This is a genomic window from Hymenobacter sp. B81 (assembly GCF_044628455.1).
Lineage (GTDB): Bacteria > Bacteroidota > Bacteroidia > Cytophagales > Hymenobacteraceae > Solirubrum.
In genome coordinates, this window is the sequence record NZ_JBIYZW010000002.1 from 835,814 (window position 1) to 857,962 (window position 22,149).

Annotated in this window: 10 protein-coding genes; 4 read left to right on the forward strand and 6 right to left on the reverse strand. The window is 67.0% G+C overall.

Annotated elements, in window-relative coordinates; all coding sequences use genetic code 11:
• The first annotated feature begins 70 nt into the window (after nucleotides 1–70).
• Both ACE191_RS14770 and ACE191_RS14775 read left to right on the forward strand, forming a co-directional pair.
• The gene (locus tag ACE191_RS14770; RefSeq protein ID WP_400193005.1) at nucleotides 71–1,996 is read left to right on the forward strand and encodes a hypothetical protein; all 1,926 of its coding nucleotides are present in this window, start codon (nucleotides 71–73) and stop codon (nucleotides 1,994–1,996) included.
• 278 nt (nucleotides 1,997–2,274) lie between these two features.
• Entirely contained in the window at nucleotides 2,275–4,461 is a 2,187-nt protein-coding gene (locus tag ACE191_RS14775; protein WP_400193006.1) for a bifunctional alpha,alpha-trehalose-phosphate synthase (UDP-forming)/trehalose-phosphatase, read from the forward strand.
• 207 nt (nucleotides 4,462–4,668) lie between these two features.
• Here the strand turns inward: ACE191_RS14775 and ACE191_RS14780 are convergent, their stop codons facing one another.
• The 3 genes from ACE191_RS14780 to ACE191_RS14790 all read right to left on the reverse strand — a co-directional run bounded on the left by ACE191_RS14780 (nucleotide 4,669) and on the right by ACE191_RS14790 (nucleotide 7,282).
• Nucleotides 4,669–6,453 (reverse strand): glycoside hydrolase family 15 protein, encoded by a 1,785-nt coding sequence (locus tag ACE191_RS14780; protein ID WP_400193007.1) that lies wholly within the window; start codon nucleotides 6,451–6,453, stop codon nucleotides 4,669–4,671.
• 113 nt (nucleotides 6,454–6,566) lie between these two features.
• Nucleotides 6,567–6,692, reverse strand: coding sequence for a hypothetical protein (locus ACE191_RS14785; RefSeq protein ID WP_400193008.1), 126 nt, complete (start codon nucleotides 6,690–6,692; stop codon nucleotides 6,567–6,569).
• A 365-nt stretch (nucleotides 6,693–7,057) separates the two neighbouring features.
• Entirely contained in the window at nucleotides 7,058–7,282 is a 225-nt protein-coding gene (locus tag ACE191_RS14790; RefSeq protein ID WP_400193009.1) for a hypothetical protein, read from the reverse strand.
• Between the two features lie 233 nt (nucleotides 7,283–7,515).
• Here ACE191_RS14790 and ACE191_RS14795 point away from each other — a divergent pair, with 233 nt between their 5' ends.
• A complete protein-coding gene (locus ACE191_RS14795) occupies nucleotides 7,516–8,535 on the forward strand; it encodes a helix-turn-helix transcriptional regulator (RefSeq protein WP_400193010.1) in 1,020 nt (339 codons plus the stop codon).
• A 57-nt stretch (nucleotides 8,536–8,592) separates the two neighbouring features.
• Here the strand turns inward: ACE191_RS14795 and ACE191_RS14800 are convergent, their stop codons facing one another.
• Both ACE191_RS14800 and ACE191_RS14805 read right to left on the reverse strand, forming a co-directional pair.
• Nucleotides 8,593–11,082, reverse strand: coding sequence for a DUF5686 family protein (locus ACE191_RS14800; protein WP_400193011.1), 2,490 nt, complete (start codon nucleotides 11,080–11,082; stop codon nucleotides 8,593–8,595).
• 557 nt (nucleotides 11,083–11,639) lie between these two features.
• Nucleotides 11,640–12,599 (reverse strand): NAD(P)/FAD-dependent oxidoreductase, encoded by a 960-nt coding sequence (locus ACE191_RS14805; RefSeq protein ID WP_400193012.1) that lies wholly within the window; start codon nucleotides 12,597–12,599, stop codon nucleotides 11,640–11,642.
• Nucleotides 12,600–12,758: 159 nt separating this feature from the next.
• Between ACE191_RS14805 and ACE191_RS14810 the strand changes: the two genes are divergently transcribed.
• The gene (locus tag ACE191_RS14810) at nucleotides 12,759–16,520 is read left to right on the forward strand and encodes a T9SS type A sorting domain-containing protein (RefSeq protein WP_400193013.1); all 3,762 of its coding nucleotides are present in this window, start codon (nucleotides 12,759–12,761) and stop codon (nucleotides 16,518–16,520) included.
• A gap of 466 nt (nucleotides 16,521–16,986) precedes the next feature.
• Here ACE191_RS14810 and ACE191_RS14815 read toward each other — a convergent pair whose 3' ends face one another.
• Nucleotides 16,987–21,774, reverse strand: coding sequence for an Ig-like domain-containing protein (locus ACE191_RS14815; RefSeq protein WP_400193014.1), 4,788 nt, complete (start codon nucleotides 21,772–21,774; stop codon nucleotides 16,987–16,989).
• Nucleotides 21,775–22,149 lie beyond the last annotated feature (375 nt).

Genomic DNA, 22,149 nt, shown 5'->3' on the forward strand with positions numbered 1-22,149 from the left:
GCCCCGGCCTTGCTGGCCGGGGCGCCGCTCTCGTTTCGGAGCCGTCCGTTTCGCCGCCTTACGCCCTGCTATGAAACACTTTTTTACCGCGCTGCTGGCCGGCTGCCTGCTGCCGGGTGCGCTGCGGGCCCAGCTGCTGTCCGCTCCGCCCGCTACTCAAACCACCAACCTCGCCGCCCACTCTGCACCGCAACCGGCCGGGCTGGGCAGCCAGCGCCAGGTTCACCTCCGCCAGGCCCTGGCGTCGGCGGCGGGCACGCGGGCCTACCGCGACACGGTGCGGGCGCGCTTCGGGCGGCTGCTGGGGCCGCTGCCGCTCAAGGCTAAGTTCAAGGCCGTGGTGGTGGGCACCGTGCCGCAGACCGGCTACCGCGTCGAGCGCGTCATCTACGAAAGCCTGCCGCGGCACCGCATCACCGCCAACCTTTACGTGCCCGATGGCGCCGGGCAGTTCCCGGCCGTTTTACTGCTGGGCGCGGCCGATGCCGCCGGTAAGGCCGCCGTGGCAACCCAGCAAACGGCCGGTCTGCTGGCCCGCCACGGCCTGGTGGTGCTCGTGGCTGACCCCATTTGCCAGGGCGAGCGGCGCCAGCTGACCGATGCCGAGGGCCAGCCGCTGGTGGCCGAGGCCGCGGCCGAACGCCACCTGCTCAACGCCGGCGCCAGCCTGCTGGGTACCAGCACCGCCGCCGCCGAGCTGTGGGACAACGTGCGCGGCCTCGACTACCTGCTCACCCGCCCCGAAGTAAACCCCGAGCGGCTGGGTTGCCTGGGCCAGGGCGAGGGTGCCAGCCGGGCTGCCTGGCTGGCTGGCTACGACGAGCGCGTGCGGGTGGCCGCGCTCAGCGGCTACCACGCCGCTGACTGTGGCCCCGTGCCGGGGCTGGAGGGAGCCGGCCTCACCGCCGCCGACTGGCCTATTATGGTGGCGCCCCGCCCGCTGCTGCTGGCTGCCGGCCCCCACGCGGCCGCCGCTTCCGCTCAGCCGAGCATTTACCAGGAACTGCAGCCGGTGTACGCGGCCCTGGGCGAGGCCGGACAGATCGGTGAGCTGCCCGGGGCGGTGGAAGCCGACGCGGCCCGGCTGCAGCGTGAGGCCGTAGCGCAGTGGCTGCGCCGCCAGCTGGCGGGTGACCAGCAAGCGGTGGGGGGCGGCGAAGAAGCCGTGCTACCGGAAAAAGCCTTGCGCTGCACCCTTACTGGCCAGGTCAACACCACCTTCGGCGACGAGCAGGACTTGGCCCAGCGCCACCTGTTGCTGGCCCGCGAGTGGGCCGCTCGCCGCCGCCAGCTGCGCCCCGCCGAGCTAACGGCCGCCGTGCGCCAGCAGCTGGGGTTGCCGACCGCCGAGCCCGCGGTGAGCGTGGAATGGCAGCCCGGCGCGGCCGCCGGGCTGCGGGCCGGCGTGATTCGGCGCCCGAACCAGGAGCCGCTATCGGTTTGGGTGGCGCGGCCCGCTAATGGCGCGGCCCCCAGCAAAGTCGTGCTGTGGCTGTCGGACCGCGGCCGGCAGGCCCTGGCCGACAGCGCGGCGTTGCTGCCGGCGTACCGCCGCCAGGGCTGGGCCGTAGTGCTGGCCGACCTGCGGGGGCTGGGTAGCGCCCAGCCGGTAAGCGGCCCCGGCTCCGATACCAAGTCCCCGGCCCAGCTGGCCCTGGCGGCTGGCGAGCCGCTGCTGGCCGCGCACGTAGCCGACGTGCTGGCACTGCTGCGCTTGGTAGAGCAGGAGCCCGATTGGCGCGCGGCCCCGCTGGAAATCCACGCGGCGGGCTGGGCAGCCCCGGCGGCGCTGCACGCGGCCGTGCTCACCCCGGCAGTTGCCCGCCTCGAGCTGTACCAGGGGCTGCCCTCTTTTCAGTTGCTGCTGGAGCAGCCCGTAGCCCCGGCGCCCTACGCGTTGGTGCTGCCCGGCGTGCTGCGCCGCTACGACCTGCCCGACCTGGCTGCCTTGCTGGGCCCGCGGCGGCTGGTGGTGCACAGGCGCGCGGAGCAGTAGTTGGGCGCGGCCACCCGGCAAACTTCAGGGGGCTGAAAAGGCAAAAAGCTCCGGCCCAGAGGAGCGGAGCTTTCACCATTACTCAATGAGACGCGGCGCCTCAGCAGCGCCAACATCAAAAGCAAATATACCCCCCGGCAACAAGCGCCGCTACCGCATGATGATGTGATGGTTGCGGGCCTGGCCGGCGGTCAGCGCGGAGCAAGGCTAGGAGAATAATTCCGGCAGAAATGGTTGATTGCCCGTAAGACCTAGGCTGAACCAACCGAATTCCGCGCATGTCCCGGACTATTATCGTATCCAACCGCCTGCCCACCAAAGTGCGCCGCACCGACGACGGGCTGGCGTTTTCGCCCAGTGAAGGCGGCCTGGCTACCGGGCTGGGGGCCGTCTACCGGCAGGGCGACAATCTGTGGGTGGGCTGGCCCGGCACCTTTCTGCAGGACGAAGCCGAGCAGGCGCACGTCACCGAGCAGCTGCAGGCCGACCACATGCGGCCGGTGTTTCTCACCGAGGACGAAATCCGCGACTACTACGAGGGCTTCAGCAACGAAACCCTCTGGCCGACCTTTCACTACTTTCCCCAGCACGCCGTCTACGAGCCCCGGCTCTGGCAAGCCTACCAGGCCGTCAACCAGAAGTTCTGCGAGGCGGTGCTGGCCGTGGCCCGCCCCGACGATACCATCTGGGTGCACGACTACCAGCTGCTGCTGCTGCCCCAGTTGCTGCGCGAGGCCCTGCCCGGGGCCAGCATCGGGTTTTTCCTGCACATTCCGTTTCCCTCCTACGAGCTGATGCGGGTGCTGCCCTGGAACGCCCAGCTGTTGCGCGGCATGCTCGGCGCCGACCTCATCGGCTTTCACACCTACAGCTACATGCGGCATTTCCTGAGCTCGGTGAGCCGCCTGCTGGGCCACACCAACCAGAACGGGCTCATTGAAACCGGCAGCCGCTCGGTGCTGGTCGATTCCTTTCCCATGGGCATCGACTACGACAAGTACGCCTCCGAGGCCGCGTCGGAAGTAGCGCGCCGCATCGAGCAGGACTACCGCCAAGCCCTGGGCAGCGAGGTAAAAGTGGTGCTCAGCATCGACCGCCTTGACTACACTAAGGGCATACCCGAGCGCCTGCAGGCCTTTGAGCTGCTGATGGAGCAGCAACCCGAGCTGCACGGCCACGTAACGCTGCTGATGCTGGTGGTGCCCTCGCGCGACCAGGTGAGCCAGTACAAGCAGCTCAAGGAGGAAATCGACGAGCGCGTGGGCCGCATCAACGCTGCCTACCGCACCATCACCTGGAACCCCATCCAGTACTTCTACCGCTCGTTTCCGCTCGAAGAGCTGGCCGCTCTCTACCGCCTGGCCGATGTGGCTCTGATTACGCCCCTGCGCGACGGTATGAACCTGGTGGCCAAGGAGTTTGTGGCCAGCAAAAACGAAGGCCGCGGCGTGCTCATCCTGAGCGAGCGGGCTGGGGCCGCCCGCGAGCTGTCCGACGCGCTCATTATCAACCCCACCGATACCGCCGCCGTGTCCGAAACCCTGCTGCGCGCCCTCACCATGCCCGTCGACGAGCAGCAGCAGCACCTGACCAGCATGCAGGCCCTGGTGCGTCGCTACGACATTCACAACTGGGTCGAGCTGTTTATGAACCGCCTCGCCTACATCAAAATCAAGCAGCAGGTTATGGCCACCGATACCCTGGGCCCTGCCGTAGCGGACGAACTGCGCCGCGAGTTTCACAGCGCCCAGCGCCGCCTGCTGCTGCTCGACTACGACGGCACCCTCGTCAACTTTCACGTAAACCCCCAGCGCGTGCAGCCCGACGAGGCCCTGCGCCAGTTGCTGCGCGCCCTTACGGCCGACGAGCGCAACCACGTGGTCATCATCTCGGGCCGCGATCGGGCCACGCTCAGCACCTGGCTGGGTGATTTGCCGCTCGACTTCATCACCGAGCACGGCGTGTGGCTGCGCCGCCGCGGCCACGACTGGGGCATGATTCAGGCCCTGCGCAACGACTGGAAGCGCGACCTGCGCCCGGTGCTCGAACTGCACGTCAACCGCACGGCCGGCTCCTTCATCGAGGAAAAAGAGTATTCCCTGGTGTGGCACTACCGCAAAACCGACGACGAGCTGGGCGAGCTGCGTGCCCGCGAGCTGGTGTCGCACCTGAGCTTCGTGGCCGGCAGCACCGGCCTGCAGGTGCTGGAGGGCAACAAAGTCATCGAAATCAAGAACGCCGGCGTCGACAAGGGCGTGGCGGCCTCACGCTGGCTGCAGGAACTGCAACCCGACTTTATTCTGGCCATCGGCGACGACCGCACCGACGAGGACACCTTCCGGGCCATGCCCCGCTCGGCCTACACCGTTAAGGTCGGGGCTCACGAACGCTCCCTGGCGCGCTTTCACCTGCCCGGCCCCGCCGAGGTGCGCCGCCTGCTGGCCAGCCTCGCCGAGCAGCCCTAGCGCGGCCGGCTGCCACGTCCTCTATGTGCAGACAGTCAGGAGCCATCCGAAAGTTGTGCGGGCGAAAGTGCCGCGGCCGCTTGTAAAAGCCGTTCGGCAGTCCAGCAAAATTGCCCGGCAGCCCGCGAAAGCGTTCAGGCAGCGCGCAAAATTGCCCGGGCAACTCACGAGAGTGCCCGGGCAGCGTGCAAAAAATCAGGGGGCAGCCTACAGGAAGTTCGGGCGGTCCAGCTTCTTGGCAATGCGGTAGGCGGCATTCACCAGGCCCACGTGGCTGTAGGCCTGCGGGAAGTTGCCCCACTGCGAGCCGGTGCGCGCGTCTACGTCCTCGCTCAGCAGGCCCAGGTGATTGGTGTAGCCCAGCAGCTTTTCAAACTCCCGCGTCGCGTCGTCGAGGCGACCCACGCAGGCCAGCGCCTCGATGTACCAAAACGAGCAGATCAGGAAGGTCGTCTCGGGCGTGCCGAAGTCGTCGGCGTGGCGGTAGCGATAAAACAGGCCCTCGGGCGTTTTTAGCTCGTGCTCCAGGGCCTCCAGGTGGGTGCGGGCCCGCTCCGAGTCGGGCGGCAGGTAGCCCATCAGAATCAGCTGCAGGCCGCTGGCGTCGAGGTGGGGCGAGCCGATGGCGTTGGTGTACACGCCCCGGACTGGGTCGTAGCAGGCCTCGATTTTCTCGCGCGCCTGCTCCATCAGCCGGCTGGCCTGGGCGGCCATGCCTGCGTTGCCCAGGTACTGGGCCACCTTGTAGGCCGCGTGGGCCCCCGCCCAGTGAAACAGGTAGGTGTAGCAGTGGTACTGGGCTAGGTTGCGGAATTCCCAGAGGCCCGCGTCGGGCTGCTCCATGGTGCGCTCGATAAACGACAGCGCATCGAACATGAGCTTCTCCGAATTGGCCCGCTCCCGCGTCACGAAGCGCCGGTCGACGTACAGCGGCAGCAAAGCCACCAGCACCTGCCCGTACACGTCGTTCTGCACGTGGGTGTAGGCGTCGTTGCCGATGCGCACCGGGCGGTTGCCGCGGTAGCCCGTCAGATCCAGCTCCTGCTCCACCAGCTCGGAGGCCCCGCTGATGGAGTACAGCGGCTGGTACTTGTCGCCCACCTTGGTCGAAATATTGGCAATGAAGTGGAAGTACTGCTCCATTTCCTCGAAGTGCCCGATGTTGTTGAAGGCATTGAGGATGTAGAACGTGTCGCGCATCCAGCAGTAGCGGTAGTCCCAGTTGCGCCCCGAGCCGGGGGCCTCGGGCAGCGAGGTGGTAGTGGCGGCAATGATGGCGCCGGTGTCCTCGTACTGGTGCAGCTTCAGGGCCAAGGCCGAGCGAATCACCTCGGTCTGGTAGAAGTTGCTGATGCTGGTGCTTTTCACCCAGGTGCGCCAGTACTGCACGGTGTGGCGCAGAAACTGCTCGCAGGTATTTTCCAGCGCGGCCTCCAGCGGCGCGCCGTAGGTCAGCACCAGGTACTTGGTTTCGGTGAGGGCAAAGTCTTCTTCCTCCAGCACGTAGCTCAGCGGCACGTTGGTGGTCAGCCGAATTTCCTCGGGCAGCCCCCGAAAGGCAATGTGGTTGGACGAGCGGCGGGCCGTGAGCGGGGTGCGACCGTAGTCGCCCACCGGCCGGCACACGGCCCGCACCCGCGGCGTGCCCTCCAGGGGCTCCAGCTTGCGGATGAGCATCAGCGGCTTGTAGTACCGCTCGTACTGGTGAAAGCGCGGTGCGAAGTCGGTGACGCGGTAGCGGCCCCGGGCGCACTCCACCTCGGTGCACAGCACGTTGGTGTTGTCGAGGTAGTACTGGCGGGTGCGGTACTCGCCGTCGGCCGGCAGCAGGCTAAAGGCGCCGCCCTGCTGCTCGTCGAGCAGGCCGCCGAAAACGAAGCCGCTGTCGAAGCGCGGCCAGCAAAGCCATTGCAGGGAGGTATCCTGGCGGATGAGGGCAAGGTAGGCGCAGTTGCCTACCAGGCCCAGGTCGTAGGTGTGTCGGTTGCTCATAGGCCGGGCCGCGGCCGGGTGCGGGGCCGCATGAGCTACCGTGTACCCGAAGCAGCCGCCGGGGGTTGCTTTCGGGCGGCGGCCGGGTCGTTATCGGCCTGGCCGTAACGGGCCTAGAGCAGCAGGGCCGAGGCGGCGGTGGCGGCGGCGCCCGCCGTGAGCCACACGCGCAGCAGCACGTTGGTCAGGCGCAGCTTCTTTTCCAGCGAAACGTAGCGGGGGGCAGTGGGGTGTGTCATAGCAAGAGGTAGGCAAAGAGCGGGGCGGTAGTCAGCACATAGAGTCCGCAGCGGGAAAAAGGGTTGCCTGGGGGGCAAAACTCTAACCCCTTGACTGGCTGCGGGTCTACGTAAAGATGCAAGCGAAACAAGGCTAGCGCAAGCTCAGCCGGCCCAAACGGGCGCAAACCCGGTTGAACCGTAATAACCCGGGGGCGAACCGGCCCGGCACACCCGCTCAACCCGCGAAGGCAGGTCGATAGCAGCGGCAGGCGGGCGGACACAGCGGGCATGAGCAGGGACTTTGGCCCCGCAAAACAGGGGCTTTTTTGCCGGCTCCGACTTGATTGAAATCAAGAATGCCTTGAACGCGGTTGGCCGCGGGGCTAGGCCGCGACTAGCAGGGCGCTCAGAAAGATGGCGGCGGTGCCCAGCCAGAACAGCCGGGTAACGCGGTGCTGGCGACGCAGCAGCTGCTGGTAACGGGGCGAGGCCCCCGGCTCCTGGGGCAGCCCGGCGTTCCAGGTGGCCAGCAGTGCGGTCCAAAGCACGGAGCCGGGGCGGGTCGGCAAACTCAGGCGCCCGGCCGGTTGGGAGAAAAAGGTAGTCATAGCAACGGTGGGTAGAGAAGAGGGCAGGCAAATGCGTGGCGGCCCGGCTACCTGGCCTAACCCAGCGGCCGGGCCACCAAGCATTTGCGTCTCAAAGGTCTGAAGGCACGGCCGTAGGATACTTTCGCGGGGCGGAGCTTTCCTTTTCTCAAACGGATTTTCGTATTTGCTCCTATCACAGGTCGGGGGCGCAAAGTCCTGTTCATCATTACTTTTGTCGCACCGCTCGTCCTATGGATACTTTCTTTGAATTTCTGTCGCCCGAAGTGCTGGACAACTGCCAGACGGAGGTGCAGCAGCACGCCAGCGTCATTCAGGCCGATACCATTTGGCGCGGCCAGCAGGGCAGTTCTGCCACCATTACCGATTACTTCCTCGACGGGTATCAGCTCTCCAGCATGACCGGGCGGCTGCACCAGCCCCTGCAAGCCGAACTGGAAGTGCTGGGTCCGTGGGTGGGCATGCTGTTCCAGTTTACCGGCGGCGTCGAATCGCGCAGCTGCGCCAACCGGCCCTTGCACCTGGGCGAAGGCCGGCAGAACATCGTGGCCGACCAGACCACGCGCAACCACTACACCTTTCGGCCCCAGCAAAGCACCGGGCAGCAATTTCACATGTTCGCGGTGCACCTGAAGCCGGAGTTCTTCCGCAACCTGGTGATAAGCAACGACGAGTGGCTGCGCCTGCACGAGCGGCGGCTGAGTGGTAACGAGCCCTTCGTGCTGGTGCCCGACGGCGCGCCCGCCTCGGCTGCCACCCGCGCCATCATCCAGCAGATTGCCGAGTGCCCGTACTCCGGCGCGCTCAAGAAGATGTTCCTCGAAGCCCGGTTCCTGGACTTGTTTGTGGAGCAGCACGAGCAAATGGCCCGGGCCCTGACGCGGCTTTCCACCCAGGAGCGTGACCTGTTTTACGCCATCCGTGACTTTCTCGACTGCCACTACGCCCAGCCGCCGAGTTTGCTGGAGCTGGCCCGGCAGTTTGGCACCAACGACTTCAAGCTCAAGAAGGGCTTCAAGCAGCTGTTCGGCACCACCGTGTTTGGCTACGTGGCCGAGCGCCGCCTCACCATTGCCCAGCAGCTGATTGCCCTCACCGAGCAGCCCCTGCAGGACGTGGCCGAGTCGGTGGGTTTTAGCAATCCGGCGCACTTCGCCACGGCCTTCAAGCGCAAGTTTGGCGTGGCACCCTCCCAGCTACGCCGCTCCCGCCACGTCGCCGCGCCGGCCGAGCCGTGGCTGCAGCGGGCCTGATGCCGGCCGGGCTTTCGTTTTCGGGGTTTGGGCCCGCGTGGGTCGCCGCGCCGGCGGCTACAGCTTGAACTGGGCGCAGACCTTCACGCCGAAGGTTTTCACGCCCGGCAGGTCGCGGTAGGTGAGCCGGTGCACGAAGTCGACGCGCACGAACTTGAAGATGTTCTCCACGCCGTAGCCCAGCTCGGCGTAGGGCGTGCTACCCAGGGTGCGGAAGGTGGGCAGGGGCGTGCCGGCCAGGTCGGTGGCCGGGGCGGCCTCGCGGTTGGCCTGGCTTAGGCCGCCGTAGAGCAGGTTGCCCGAGGCCACCAGGCGCCAGTCGAGCTTCTTGAGCAGGGGCACGGCGTTGATGAGCAGGCCCTCAAAGTAGTGCTCGGCGTGCAGCGAGGCGTACCGGTCGCTGATGAACTCGGAGTAGTTCATCAGGTTGTAGGCGTTGGTGGTGTAGATAAAAGACTCGTTGCCCAGGTGGGCCTTCAGCACCAGGTAGGGCACGGTGCTGGGAATGTAGCCCGCGTCCACGATGTACTCGGTGCGGCCCAGCTGCCCCAGCTGCACGCTGTGGGTCATGGTGAAGTTGAACTTCTGGTAGCGCAGGTCGCTGCCCAGCAGCCCGTCGATGCCCAGGGTGTAGCGGCCCGTAAACACCGGCCACTTCATCAGGCCCACGGCGTAGCGGCGGTTCTGATTCTGAATCAGCACCTCGCCGGGGGCGTAGCGCGACTCCACTACCAGCTCGGCCAGCGTCAGCTGGTCGGCCGTGGGGGCGCCGGGCTGGTGCTCGGGCGTGGTGTAGTAGGCAAAGTTGTAGATGGGGTCGAAGTGCTGGCGGCGCAGCGTGAGCTTCTGGGTGAAGTTGTGGAACAGATCTGACTGCGCCCCGATGCTGGTCACGTCGCGCCACAGGGGCAGCAGCGGCCGGATGTTGCCGAAGCGGGCCGCGGCCTCAAACAGCGGGCTTTCCAGGGCCAGGTCGTTGTCGAGCAAGGCCACCAAATCCAGCTCGTGGCTGTGCTTTAGGCTGAACACCGTCCAGTTCGGGCGCGAGAGCACGCGGTCGGCCGAGAGGCTGTACTTGAATTCCCCGTCGCGGGTGCCGTAGGCGGTGTAGCCCTGCAGCAGCCAGTTGGGGCTCAGCTCGGGCGTCGAGCGGAAGCCCAGGCGCAGGCGGTGGCCCTCCACGTTGTTGTAGTTGTAGGTGCTGAAAATCGGCCCCAGCTCGAAGCGCCCGCGCGGGCCCAATTCCTGGTAGCCGTTCACCACCAGGTCGGCCACTTCCAGGAAGGTGCGCACCGAGGGCAGCTTGCCCACCGAGTCGAGCACGGCCAGGGTTTGCTGCTCCTGGCGCGAGAGCGTGTCGGGGCGCTGCTGCTCCCAGAAGCCGGCCGGCGTTTTCAGCGCGTCGGGCGCGGCGGCGAAGGGCTGGTCGTAGAAGGGCAGCGCGCGCGGGTGGCCGGCGTCGAACCGGGAGTTGACGGTGGTGAAGCGCACCAGCAGGCCGCTTTGCTTTTTGGTGGGCTTCAGGCCCAGTACCACCCGGGTGCGCTGCGGTAGCCAGGGCCCGGCGGCGGTGGGCGCCAGATCCTGGTACACCCGAATCTGGTCGACGAAGTTGATGTTGGCCTTGGGGTCGACTTCCAGGTCGACGCGGCGCAGGGCGTAGGAGTCGGTGGTAATCCAGATGCGGCCGGTGAAGGCCAGATCCTGCGGGCGGCGCGGCATCACCTTGAGCTGGTAGCAGCGGTCGGCCCCAATCATCACCGAGTCTTCCAAGTCGTAGTCGTAGGTCAGGCGCCAGCCGTCGGCAATGGGCGAGATAAAGTCCTTGCCCATCACCACCTGCCAGTTGGGGTAGAAGTCGTAGTCCTGAAACGAAGAGCCCAGCACCTGCGAGAGCAGCGTGCCGTCCTGCGGGGCCACGCCGTGCAGCTTGGAGTGCTTGATTTCTTCCCGCTCGCGGGCGGGCCGGTGGCGCACGTAGTAGCGCGACAGCACCTCCGAGGCAAACAGCGGCACGGTGGGCTTGCCCGCCGCATTGCGCGCCAATTCGCCCACGCCGTCGGCCACGGCCGTCATGTCGCGGATGACCTTGCGCCGCGCCAGCCGGTTGGAAATGTCCGACAGCGACACCTCGATGCGGTTGTAGCTGTCGAACTCAAAGGCTGACAGCTCGCGCTTGTCGTGGCGCTTCTTGTGCTGCTGCACCCGGCGCAGAATGGCGTAGGCCGGGTTTTCAGTGGGCCGGATGGTGACTTCGCCCAAGGCCACAGCCGCCGAGGGCAGGGCCAGGTTCAGCACCTGCTGGGCTTGGGAGCCGGCGGCGCGGCTGCGCGGCCGGTAGCCCACGGCCGAGGCCGTAACCGAGTCGACGGGGTGGCCGACGGGCAGCTGGTAGCGGCCCTCGTCGTCGGCGGTGGTGCCGAAGGTGGTGCCCTTCACAAATACCGAGGCAAAGGGTACGGGCTGGCCGGTGGCGGCTTCGGTAACGCGGCCCGAAAACACCATGCGCTGGGCCCAGGCGCTATTGCCAAGCGTGAGCAGGAGCAACAGTCCCAGCCACGGATATACTGACTTCATCTTACGCACTTCCTGATCGTCACAAAGGTACGACGCGCTAGAGAGCCAATTACTTTAAAGAAGGTTATCAGTGGGATATATTTTCCGGGCAAGTAGCTGATTGAAAGTGGGATAAATTCCGCCGCGCCGCCGCTTCTTGGCGGGGCTTGCCCGCCGCCGCCGGCTCCACCCGCCGCCCGCGTGCGCCCATCGCGGCTCCGGGCTGCGAAGTCGCGTTCGGGAGCCGCGACTTCGCAGCTTTTTACCGCGACCGACCGGCTCGGAACCGGGAAGTCGCAGCATTTTACCGCGCCACTGCGGTTCCGAGCCGCGACTTCGCGGCTCGGAACCGCAATGTTGCGGCTTGGAACCGCGAAGTCGCGGCTTTTTACCGCGTGGTTGCGGTTCGGAACCGCAACCACGCGGCTTTTTATCGCGGCGGGGCGGACTTTTGTCGCACCGGTGCGGATTTTGGTTGCGGCAACGCAGACTTTGGTTGCGCCGGTGCGACTTTCGTTGCGCCATTGCAGAATTTGGTTGCGCGGCGGTTAGGCGCACTCTTCGCGGGTGAGCTGCTCGTTGAGGCTGATGGCAGCCTGGGCGCCCTCGGCAGCGGCTACCAGCACCTGCTGGGCAGCGGGGGTGGCGTCGCCGGCGGCGTACACGCCCGGCACGGTGGTCATGGTGCGTTTGTCCACCCACACGGCTCCGCGGGTGAGGCGGCGGCAGCCCAGCTGGTCGGCCAGGTCGCTGCGCGGCTGCTGATCGGGGTGCACGAACAGGGCGTAGCGGGGCAGCTTTTCGCCGTCGGCAAACTCCAGGTAGTTGATCTGCCCGTTGCGGCGGCCTACCAGGCGGGTGAGCTTCTGCTCGTACACTGCAATGCCGTGGCGGCGCAGGCGCCGCCGGGCGTGCTCGGTGAGGCCCGCCGGCCCGTCGGTGCACACCACCACGTCTTTCGACCAGCGGCTCAGCAGCAGGGCAAACCCGGCCACGGCCTTGCCCCGGCCATACACGGCCAGGGGCTGCTCGCACACCTCGAAGCCGTGGCAGTAGGGGCAGTGCAGCACGCCCCGACCCCACAGCTCGCGCATGCCCGGCACGGGCGGCAGCACGTCGACCACGCCCGTCGCCAGAATCACCTTGCGCGCCGACACGGTGGCGCCGCTGTCGAGGTCGAGGGCAAACGTGCCGGTGGCGGGGTCGCGGCGGGCGGCCTGCACGCAGGCTTCGCGCAGCTCCACGGTGGCGTAGGGCTGCAGCTGCTCGCGGCCGATGCGCAGCAGCTCCTGCGGGGGCGTGCCGTCGCGCGAGAGGAAGGCGTGCATGGCGGGCGCGGGGGCGTTGCGCGGGGCGCCGCTGCTGCACAGCAGCACCCGGCGGCGGCAGCGGCCCAGCACCAGGGCGGCGCTCAGCCCGGCGGCCCCGCCCCCCACTATCACCACGTCGTAGTCGGTGGGCGGCACGTGGCGGGGGCGGCGAATGGGGCGACGGGGTTTGGTGACCATAAAAGCGCGAGTGGGTACCGGCCTAAAACCCCCAAGCGGCCCCGGGGGTTACGGCCGAGCTGTTGGCAAACCCTCGCTCCGCTGGAGGCGGGCGGCCGGAACGTTGATGCACTGCGGGATTTTGCAGTACTTGAATGACTTTTCCTTTTTCTGCTGCCTATGAGACACCCTTACCTGCTGCTGGCGGCCCTGGCTTTGAGCCACGCCGCCGCTGCCCAGCTATCGGGCACCAAGACCATCGACCCCGCGGGGGCGGGCCCCGACAACTACGCCACCGTGACGGCCGCCGTGCAGGCGCTGAACGCGGGCGGGGTGGGGCCGGGCGGCGTCACCTTCCGCGTGAAGGCCGGCGCCACGTTCACCGAAACCATCCCGGCCCTGACGGCCTCGGGCACCGCCGCCAACCCCATCCGCTTCACCAAGGACGGCCCCGGCGGGCTGCCGGTGCTGCAGCAGGTGGGCAGCGGCACCACCGACGCCGTGCTGACCTTGGACGGGGCCGACTACGTGCGCCTCGACAGCCTGGTGTTGCGCGACAACCCCAGCAACAGCGGCGTGGCCCACTCCGAGTTTGGCCTCTGGCTGAAGGGCGGGGCCACCAATAACCGCGTGGAGGGCTGCCGCATCGAGCTGAACCGCAGCAACCCCACCCGCAGCTACGGCGTGTACCTGCTCGACGGCGGCAACAACGCCAACCGCTTCTACAACAACGCCGTCAGCAACTGCACGGTGGCCTACTACTTCGTGGGACCCAGCGCCAACAACGACAGCGACAATGAAATCGGCACCCTGCCGGGCGGGCGCAGCGAGATTCGGCAGCTGGGCATTCCCGCCACCGGCGGGCCGCCCGCCACGGGCAGCGTGTACGCGGTGTACCTGAGCGGGCAGCAGCAGGTGAAGGTGTTCGGCCTCGACATCAGCGACGTGCAGGGCCCCGGCTCGGTGTACGGTCTGTACTCGACCGGCACCAACAACAGCGCCGACCTGACCGACAACCGCCTGAGCAACTTCCTGACCCGCGCCACCGGCAGCGGCATTCTGGAGGTGATTTACGTCAACAACGGCGCGACCCACAACATCCTGCGCAACCGCATCCACGACGTGCGCGCCACCGGCACCACGGCCTTCGCCGTGGGCATCGACATCACCGGCGGCACCACCAACAACGTGGTCAATAACTTCGTGAGCGGGGTGCAGGCGCCCAACAGCACGGCCGGCACGGCGGTGCGGGCCCTGAGTTTGCGCGGGGGCACCACCAACCGCGTGCTGCACAACACGGTGCTGGTGGAGTACGCCGCCACCGTGGCCAGCAACCGCAGCGGCGCCTTCTTTATCTCGGGTGCCAATACCGGCGGGCTGGTGGCCAACAACATCTTCGTCAACCGCGTGACCGGCCTCACGCCGGGCGGGGGCGGGGTGGGCGCGGCCTTCTTCAAGGCCACTGCCTCGCTGGCGACCCTGGCCCCGGGCTCGGGCAACAACCTCTACTACAGCGCCTCGCCCTCGGCCGAGCACCCCATCTTTGTGGGCGTGGCCACCCCGCCCGTGGTGGCCGTCACGCTGGCCGATTACCAGCAGCTGGCCGCCCCGGCCGAGCAAACCTCGGTGAGCGAGAATCCCACCTTCGTGGATGCCGCCGCGGGTGATTTGCACCTGAGCCCGACCGTGCCCACCCAGGCCGAAAGCGCCGGGCAGGCCCTGGCCGGCGCGCTGGCCGTGGCCACCGACATCGACCTGGAAACCCGCTCCACTACCACGCCCGACATCGGCGCCGACGAGGGCAGCTTCGTGCGCGCCGACCTGGCCGGGCCGGCCATCGTGTACACTGAGCTGAGCAACACCGCTGCCCTGACCAACCGCACGCTCAGCGGCGTGAGCATCACCGACCCCAGCGGGGTGAACGTGGCCCCCGGCACCCGCCCGCGGCTGTACTACAAGAAAACCACCGACGCCAACGCCTTCGGGGTAGCCAACGACGCCTCGGGCAACGGCTGGAAGTGGACCGAAACCCCCGATGCGGCCTCGCCCTTCAGCTTCAGCCTCGACGTGAGCAAGCTGCGCACGGCCCCGGCCGCCGGCGACTCCATCGAGTACTTCGTGGTGGCCCAGGATTTGGCCGCCACACCCAACGTGGGCGCCAGCCCGGGCGCGGGCTTTGCCGCTACCTCGGTGGCCGCCATCAGCAGCGCCCCCAACCAGCCCAACGTGTTCCGCGTGCTGGGTTTCCTGAGCGGCATCAAGACGGTGGGCGTCTCGGCCCCGGCCGACTACCCCACGCTGACCGCCGCCGTGGCCGATTTGAACCGCAGCCAGCTGGGCGGCAACCTGCTGCTGCGCCTCATCGACGCGGATTATCCCAGCGAAACCTACCCCATCACCATCAACGCCAACCCCGGCACCCGGCCCACGCCCACGGCCACGCCCAATGCGGTAGTGATTCAGCCGGCCGCCGGCACCGGGCCGGTGCAGTTCAGCGGCTCGTCGAGCTCCCCGCTGCTCATCATCGACGCGAGCTACGTGGTGCTGAACGGGGGCGGCACGGCGGGCACCAACCGCCGCCTGCGCCTGCGCAACAACGGCACCGGCGGCGCCAGCGGCGTCGTCTTCGCCTCGGGCCGCAACCTGATCATTCAGAACACCGAGCTGAGCGCCGGCTCGTCGACCACCGGCTACGGCGTGGCCTTCGACGGCGTGGTGGCGGGCCGCATTGAGGACTGCCGCATCAGCCGCGCCAACGTGGGCGTGCAGCTGCAAAGCAACTGCGACTCGGTGCGGGTGCAGGGCAACGTCATCGGGGCGGTGGCCGCGGCCGAGAAACTGGGCACCGCCGGCGTGGTGGTGCTCAGCAGCCAGCACTTCGACGTGCGCGACAACCTGATTTCGGGCGTGACGCGCGCCGCCAGCCCGGCCGTGTCGGGCGTGCAGGTGAGCGGCACCTCGCGGGAGGGCTTCGTGCGGGCCAACGTCATCAACGACATCACCCACACCGGCAGCACCGCCGCTACTTCCTACGGGGCCGTGGGCCTGCGCCTGGCTTCAACTGACGCGGCCGCCAGCGTGCTGGTCGACGCCAACATGATCGGCAACGTGCTCAGCTACGGCGACGATGGCTTTGCCTTTGCGCCCCACGGCATCTACGTGGCCAGCGGCGGGGGCTACAACCTCACGCACAACACCGTGAACCTGAGCGGTACCCTGGCCGGCGGCGCCACCCCGGTATCGGCGGCCCTGGCCGTGAACACCGGCGTAACGGGCCTGACGGCGGTCAACAACATCCTGGTCAATAACCTCAGCGTGACGCCCGCGGGCGGCAAAGCCCACGCCCTGCTGCTGGCCGGCGCGGCCTCGGCACTGACGACCTCCAACGCCAACGACTACGTGGTGAGCGGCCCCCGCGGCGTGCTGGCCAGCGTGGCCGGCACCGACGCCGCCACCCTGCCAGCCCTGCGCACCGCCACCGGCGCCGACCAGCGCAGCGTGTCGGTGCCGCCGGTGTTCGTGTCGGCCAACGACCTGCACCTGACCGCCGCCGACAACTGCGGCCTCGAGGGCAAGGCCCTGGCCCTGCCGGGCACCTGGATCGACATCGACGGCGAAGCCCGCTCGACCACGCCCGACATCGGCGCCGACGAGTTCGTGGGCACCGGCTGCGTAACGGCCGTGGCCGCCGCCCGCGCCAGCTGGCAGACGGAGGTGTTTCCCAACCCATCCGCCGGGCAGCTGACCGTGGAAGTGCGCGGGGCCGCCCGGCCTCTGCAGCTGGAAGTGCTCGATGTGCTGGGCCGCCCGGTGTACCGCGCCGAGCTGCGGGCCGGCACCGCCAGCCACCCGCTCGACCTGAGCGGTCAGGCCGCCGGGGTGTACCTGCTGCGTCTGAGCAGCGGCGCCGAGCTGAGCACCCACCGCGTGGTGCTGCGCTAACGGCACTTCCGCTTCAAGCAAAAGCCCCGCACCGATCTGGTGCGGGGCTTTTTTGTGAACCATCCCCGGTATTCTCACTCGTTTTCAGCTTCGGTGAACTGGTGTGGGTGCGGGGTGGTACCCACACGTTTCGTGGCCCGCAATTTTAGGTGAGCTTATCGAAGCCCCGGCTGGATAGGCTGGTCGGGGAAATCCGGTTCATGGGTGGCGTTGCTGCTCTGGGCCAGTCTGCGCCTGCCTAACAACCGGGGCGCCCCGCATAAAAAGTGTTAGGTAACTGATGACCTAACACTTTTTACACATCGACAGAAAAATGTTAGTAGCCATTGACCTAACACTTTTTTAAGGCCGCGAGAAAAGTGTTAGGTCACCGGCTGTCCCGGCCTCGGCAGCCTAGGCCTAGCCCAGGACAAAAAAAGCCCCGCATCGAGCTGATGCGGGGCTTTTGCCGGAATAAGCGCGGGGCTTAGTCGTGCTTGATGAACTTGCGCGTCAGGTGTACGCCCGGGGCGTCGATGCTCAGCAGGTAGGTGCCGGCCGGCAGCGCGCGCACCGACAGCGGGGCCTTGGTGCTACGCTCCACCGTCTGGGTGAGTACGCGGCGGCCCAGCAGGTCGGTCACGGTTACCGTGAGCGTGGCGCCGGGCAGCGACGATAGATCGAGGTGGAGCTGGCCCGTGGTGGGGTTGGGGGCCAGCGTTACCGGGGCCGTGCTGGCGGCAAACTCCACCGTGCGGATGCCCGAGTGGGTGGCCGTACCATCCATATCCACCTGGCGCAGGCGGTAGTAGAGCTGGCGGGCCAGGGTGCCGGCGCCGGCATCGGTGTGGCGGTAGCTGTGGGGCGCGGCCGTGGTGCCGTGGCCAGCCACGGAGCCCACGCGCACGAAGTCGGTGCCGTTGAGGCTGCGCTCAACTTCAAACCGGTCGTTGTTCTTTTCCGAAGCCGTGGCCCAGTCCAGCACCACGTCGGTGCCCTGGCGGGTGGCCACGAAGCGGGTCAGCTCCACGGGCAGCACCTGGAAGGAGCTCACGCGGTTCACGCCCGCCTCGGAGGTGCCGTAGGCAGGCAGGTAGGCCGTGGCCGTGATGTTGTCGCCGATGTTGATGTTGGCGGCCGGCTCGTCGATGACGCCGTCGAAGTTGCCGTTGGCGGCGGCTGTTACCGTGCCCACGTAGGTTTGGGCCTCACCGTGGGCTACGTTGTCGCCGCTGGTGGTGGTGGTGGGGCCGTTCTGGTTGGTGTCGGTGTCATCGGCGCTGAAGACTTCAATGATGGCGCCGCCGAACAGCGACTGGCCGGGGGCCGAGCCTACGTAACCCTGCACCCGCAGCTTGCCTTGGGCCGTTTTGGTGATGCTGGTGATGACGGGGTAGTCCATGCCGCGGTTGGGGGCGGCCGCGGCGCCGGTTGCCGTTACGGCCCCGTCGTTGGGCGTCACCCCGTTGCCCTGACCGTAGTTGGCGTCGCCGCCCACGCGGTCGTTGGGACCGGCCGTAAAGTCAATGCTGATCAGGCCGCGGGCGCCGGCGTCGGTGCGGGAACCATTGTCGTAGATGGCGTTGCGGCTGAAGCGCAGGCCCCACTGGCCGGTGTTCACCACGATGCCCGACGACTGGTTGCTGGTAATGACGTTCTGTTCGATCAGGTCCTGGTTGTTGCTCACTACCGAGGTGTTGCGGCGCAGGTAGTGAATGCCCGAGCCTTCGAGGCGGCTGGAGGCCAGGCCACCCTCGCCGTTGTCGCGGATGGTGTTGTGGCGCACGATGTTGTTGCTCACGCTGCCGATTTCAAACTGAATGCCGCTGCTGTTGGAGAGGCGGATCATGTTTTCCTCGATCAGCAGGGGACCCGCCGCGCCGTTGTCGCCCACGCTGATGGCGTCGCCGCCGGCCGTGGTGCGGCCGTTCTGCACGAACTCGTTCTGGCGGATGGTGTAGCCTGCCTGGCCGCTGCCGCCCGAGTAGTTCAGGCCCGAGTTGCCGGCGTAGGCAATGATGCAGTTCTGCACCGTACCCGAAGCATTGGTCAGGGTGATGGCCGTGCCCGAGGTGGCGTTGGTCGCCGGCACCGCAAGGCTGAAGGCGTCAATGCCCACCAGCGCCTGGTCGAGCATGAAGTTGGTGCCGCCGGTTACCTGTACGTTCAGCCCGCCGCCGTGCACCGACACGCCCCGCAGGGCGTTGTTGTTGGCCGTGGAGGTGAAGATGTTAAACGAGGGCGAGGAGATTTCCACCTCCGGGCGCTCGACCAGGGCCAGCACGCGGCCACTGGTGCCCACGCGCACCGAGCCGGGGCCGATGCCGCCGCTACCCAGCTGGCCGGGGTTGGAGTTGAAGAGGGTGCTCTGGGTGGTGCCATCGACCACGGTGCCGGCCGCGGCCATCTGGGGCAGGGCCGAAGCCAGGGTGATGAGCACGCGCCGGTCGCCGGTGGCAGCCAGGGCACCGGCCGCGTTACGCAGCTGGTTGGTCAGGCCGCTGCGCAGGCCGGGGCGCTGGCTGCCGTCGGGCACCATGAAAATGGACGTTTCCTCGCCGGATGCAAAGTCGCGGCCCAGCGGGGTACCGTTGTTGTTGAAGGGGCGCTGGTCGAGGTTGGTGTTGGCCAGGGCCCCGGCGTTGGTCAGGAACTGACGCAGCGAGCCTTGCCCGGTTTCGTTGCTGTTGGCCACCACGTCGTAGCTGAAGCCGAAGTCGGCGGTGCTGGTGGTGCCAGCACCGCCGGTAGTCAGGGCAAACTGCACCTGGGCCGTGGCACCGCCCGCGGTGAGCGAGCTGATGGCCTGGGAGCCGGTGTTGTTGCCGGCGTCAATGCGGGTGGGGTCTTGGCCGCCCACGCGCTCGGAAGCGGTGGGGCCGGCGCCCACATAGGTGGGCACGGCAAACACGCCCGTGGCGCCGGGAGTGCGCACCGAGCGCAGGCCGGTGCCGGTGCCGCTCACCACGCGCACGATGTAGCCGGTGTTGGGCAGGGCCACCGTGCTGGGGAAGCTGTATTCCCCGTTGGGGCCGGTGGTGACAAACTGCTGGGTGTAGGTGCCATTGGCCTGGTACAGCTCCACGCGCACGTTCGGCCGGCCGATGCGGTCGGTGGCGCTGCCGCTCAGCAGCGGGAAGCCCGAGGTAGCGGCGCTGGCGTTGGCCGTGGCGTAGTCCACACCCGAGCCACCGCCGTAGTTCACGTCTTCAAACACCCGGCCGCTGATGGTGGGCGGCGGCGTGACGGTAATGGTGATGGTGGCCTGGTTCGAGGTCAGGCCCCTGGCGTCCTGCACCGTGTAGTTCACGGCCGAGGTGCCAAAGAAGCCGACGGTGGGCACGAAGGTGACTACACCGGTATTGCTGACGGAGAAGGTGCCGCCGCCGTTGGAGCCGGCAATGCCCGAAGTGCCGGTGCTGGCGCCCTGAATCAGCAGCACCGAAGCGGCATTGATGGAGGCGTTGCCGTCGGCGTCGGTGTCGTTGGTCAGCACGTTCACCGTGGCGTTCTGGCCGGTGCCGGTGCTGGCTGCATCGGCCACGGCCACGGGGGCGGCGTTGGTGAAGGTAACCGTGAGCGTGGCCGGGTTGGAAGTCTGTCCCTGCTGGTTTCGTACGGTGTAGTTGATGGTGGTAACTCGGCTGCTGCCGGTGAAGGCCGGCGCCGATACCACGCTCACCACGCCGCTGCCATTGACGGAGAACACGCCGCCGTTGGTGCCGCTGATGTTGCTGGTGCCGGTAGTGGTGCCGATGAGGGTAACCGTGGCCGCATTAAGGGTGCTTTGGCCGCCCGAGTCGTTGCCGAGGATGTTGATAGTGGCCGTGCTGGTGTACGAGCGCGTATCCGAGTCGTTGTTGGCCACCGGAGGCGCCACCACCGTGACGTTGATGATGCCTTGGTTGGACGTCAGGCCCTTCTCGTCCTGCACGGTGTAGCGCACCCCCGAAGTCCCCGAGAAACCGGCAGCCGGCACGAAGGTGACCACGCCGGTATTGCTGACGGAGAAGGTGCCGCCGCCGTTGGAGCCGGCGATGCCCGAAGTGCCGGTGCTGGCGCCCTGAATCAGCAGCACCGAAGCGGCATTGATGGAGGCGTTGCCGTCGGCGTCGGTGTCGTTGGTCAGCACGTTCACCGTGGCGTTCTGGCCGGTGCCGGTGGTCAGCGGGTCGTCGGTGGCTACCGGGGCGGTGTTGGTCAGGGTCAGGGTCAGCGTGGCCGTGTTGGAGCGTAGTAAGTTCACATCCACGACTTCGTAGCTGATCGTGGTGGTGCCCACAAATTTGCTGGGATTGGTGTAGGTGATGGCACCCGTGTTGGTGTTGGCCGTGTACTGAATGCCGGTAGCGGGGTTGGTGTAGGTGCTCTGAACCCCGCCGGAGCTGAGGTTCAGATCTACTTTGTTGGTGGCTCGAAGCTCGGCGTCCTGCAGGTCGTTGGCCAAAATGTCGAGGCTGATGCCGGTAGCCAGGTAGCTGACCGCAGCCGCCACGTCATTCACGGCCTGGGGAGGGGCCGTGCACCACAGAATGCTGGTAATACCGATGGCCTGCGCGTCCGGGTTGTTATCGGTGCTGCGGTTGCGGTAGGTCAGGGTGAGAGTAGTAATGGGAGAAGCGAACTGCGCCGTCACGACCGAGTTGGCGGCCGTGGCGTTGGAGTTATTGCCGCGGGCCGTGGTTCCGGTGATGGTTACGGTACCCGAGCCAGTTCCGCTTTTGCTAAGGGAAGGCACAACGGATGTGCCGCCATTGGCACCGGCAAAGGTTACTTCGTCGATGAAGTTGGCGCCGGCCGCTGAGCTGGCGGCGTCGATGTCGATGACGCTGATGCGCAGGTTGGTGACAGCCCGCGAAAAGGTGAAGGTTACCGACGTCTCATCGTCGTCGCCGCTGCCATAGTCGGCCGACCACTCCAGCGACTGGGCGCCGCCCAGTTGAGCGTTACTGCGGGTAAGGGTTACGCTACCACCGCCATTGGGCACCGCGCCGGTCTCAATGGTCGTCAGCTCGGAGTTGGCTGGTACGGGAGTCGCGGTTCGGTTAATCCAGCTGCCGCTGTAGGCAGCATCCGAAAACAGCAGGCTGGTGGTCTGCGTGCAGGTCGTCTGGGCCTGGGCGGCCGGGGCCAGGGCCAGCAACAGGCCCAGCAGCGTCAGCAGGTAGTACATCGAGCGGGTGAGCCGCTCAGCCGGAGCAGTGGCGCCGGCCCCTCGTTGTCGCAACGAGCGGCCGGCCGGCTCCGGGCCGTAAACAGTAGTAAGGTTTTTCATGCGCACGGAAAAGTTAGAAGAGCGAAATGGCAAATTAGATCGGGGCAGGAGCGGGGTTGACGGCCACGGCGGGGCCTTGTGCTTGGGGAAAGCAGATAGCGGGTAAAGAGAAAATCGTCAAGGACAACCCAGAATTCATACCCCAAAACCCGTGCCCGGGCAGGCAGTCAAACAGACCCATAGTCAGCTGAATGGTGCTTAATCGGCAAAATTCAGGATGGTTCGGACGGGCAAAGCTAAATATATTATTTGCATTTAACAGAAACATTCCGAGAATCTTGTGCGCTAAAAGATGATTCGCGGCGCACTATTCTTGGGAGCATTAGGCGGGCTGAAGCAGCTATTCAGCAAGTCGTAGTTCCCCGCGGCCCAGGG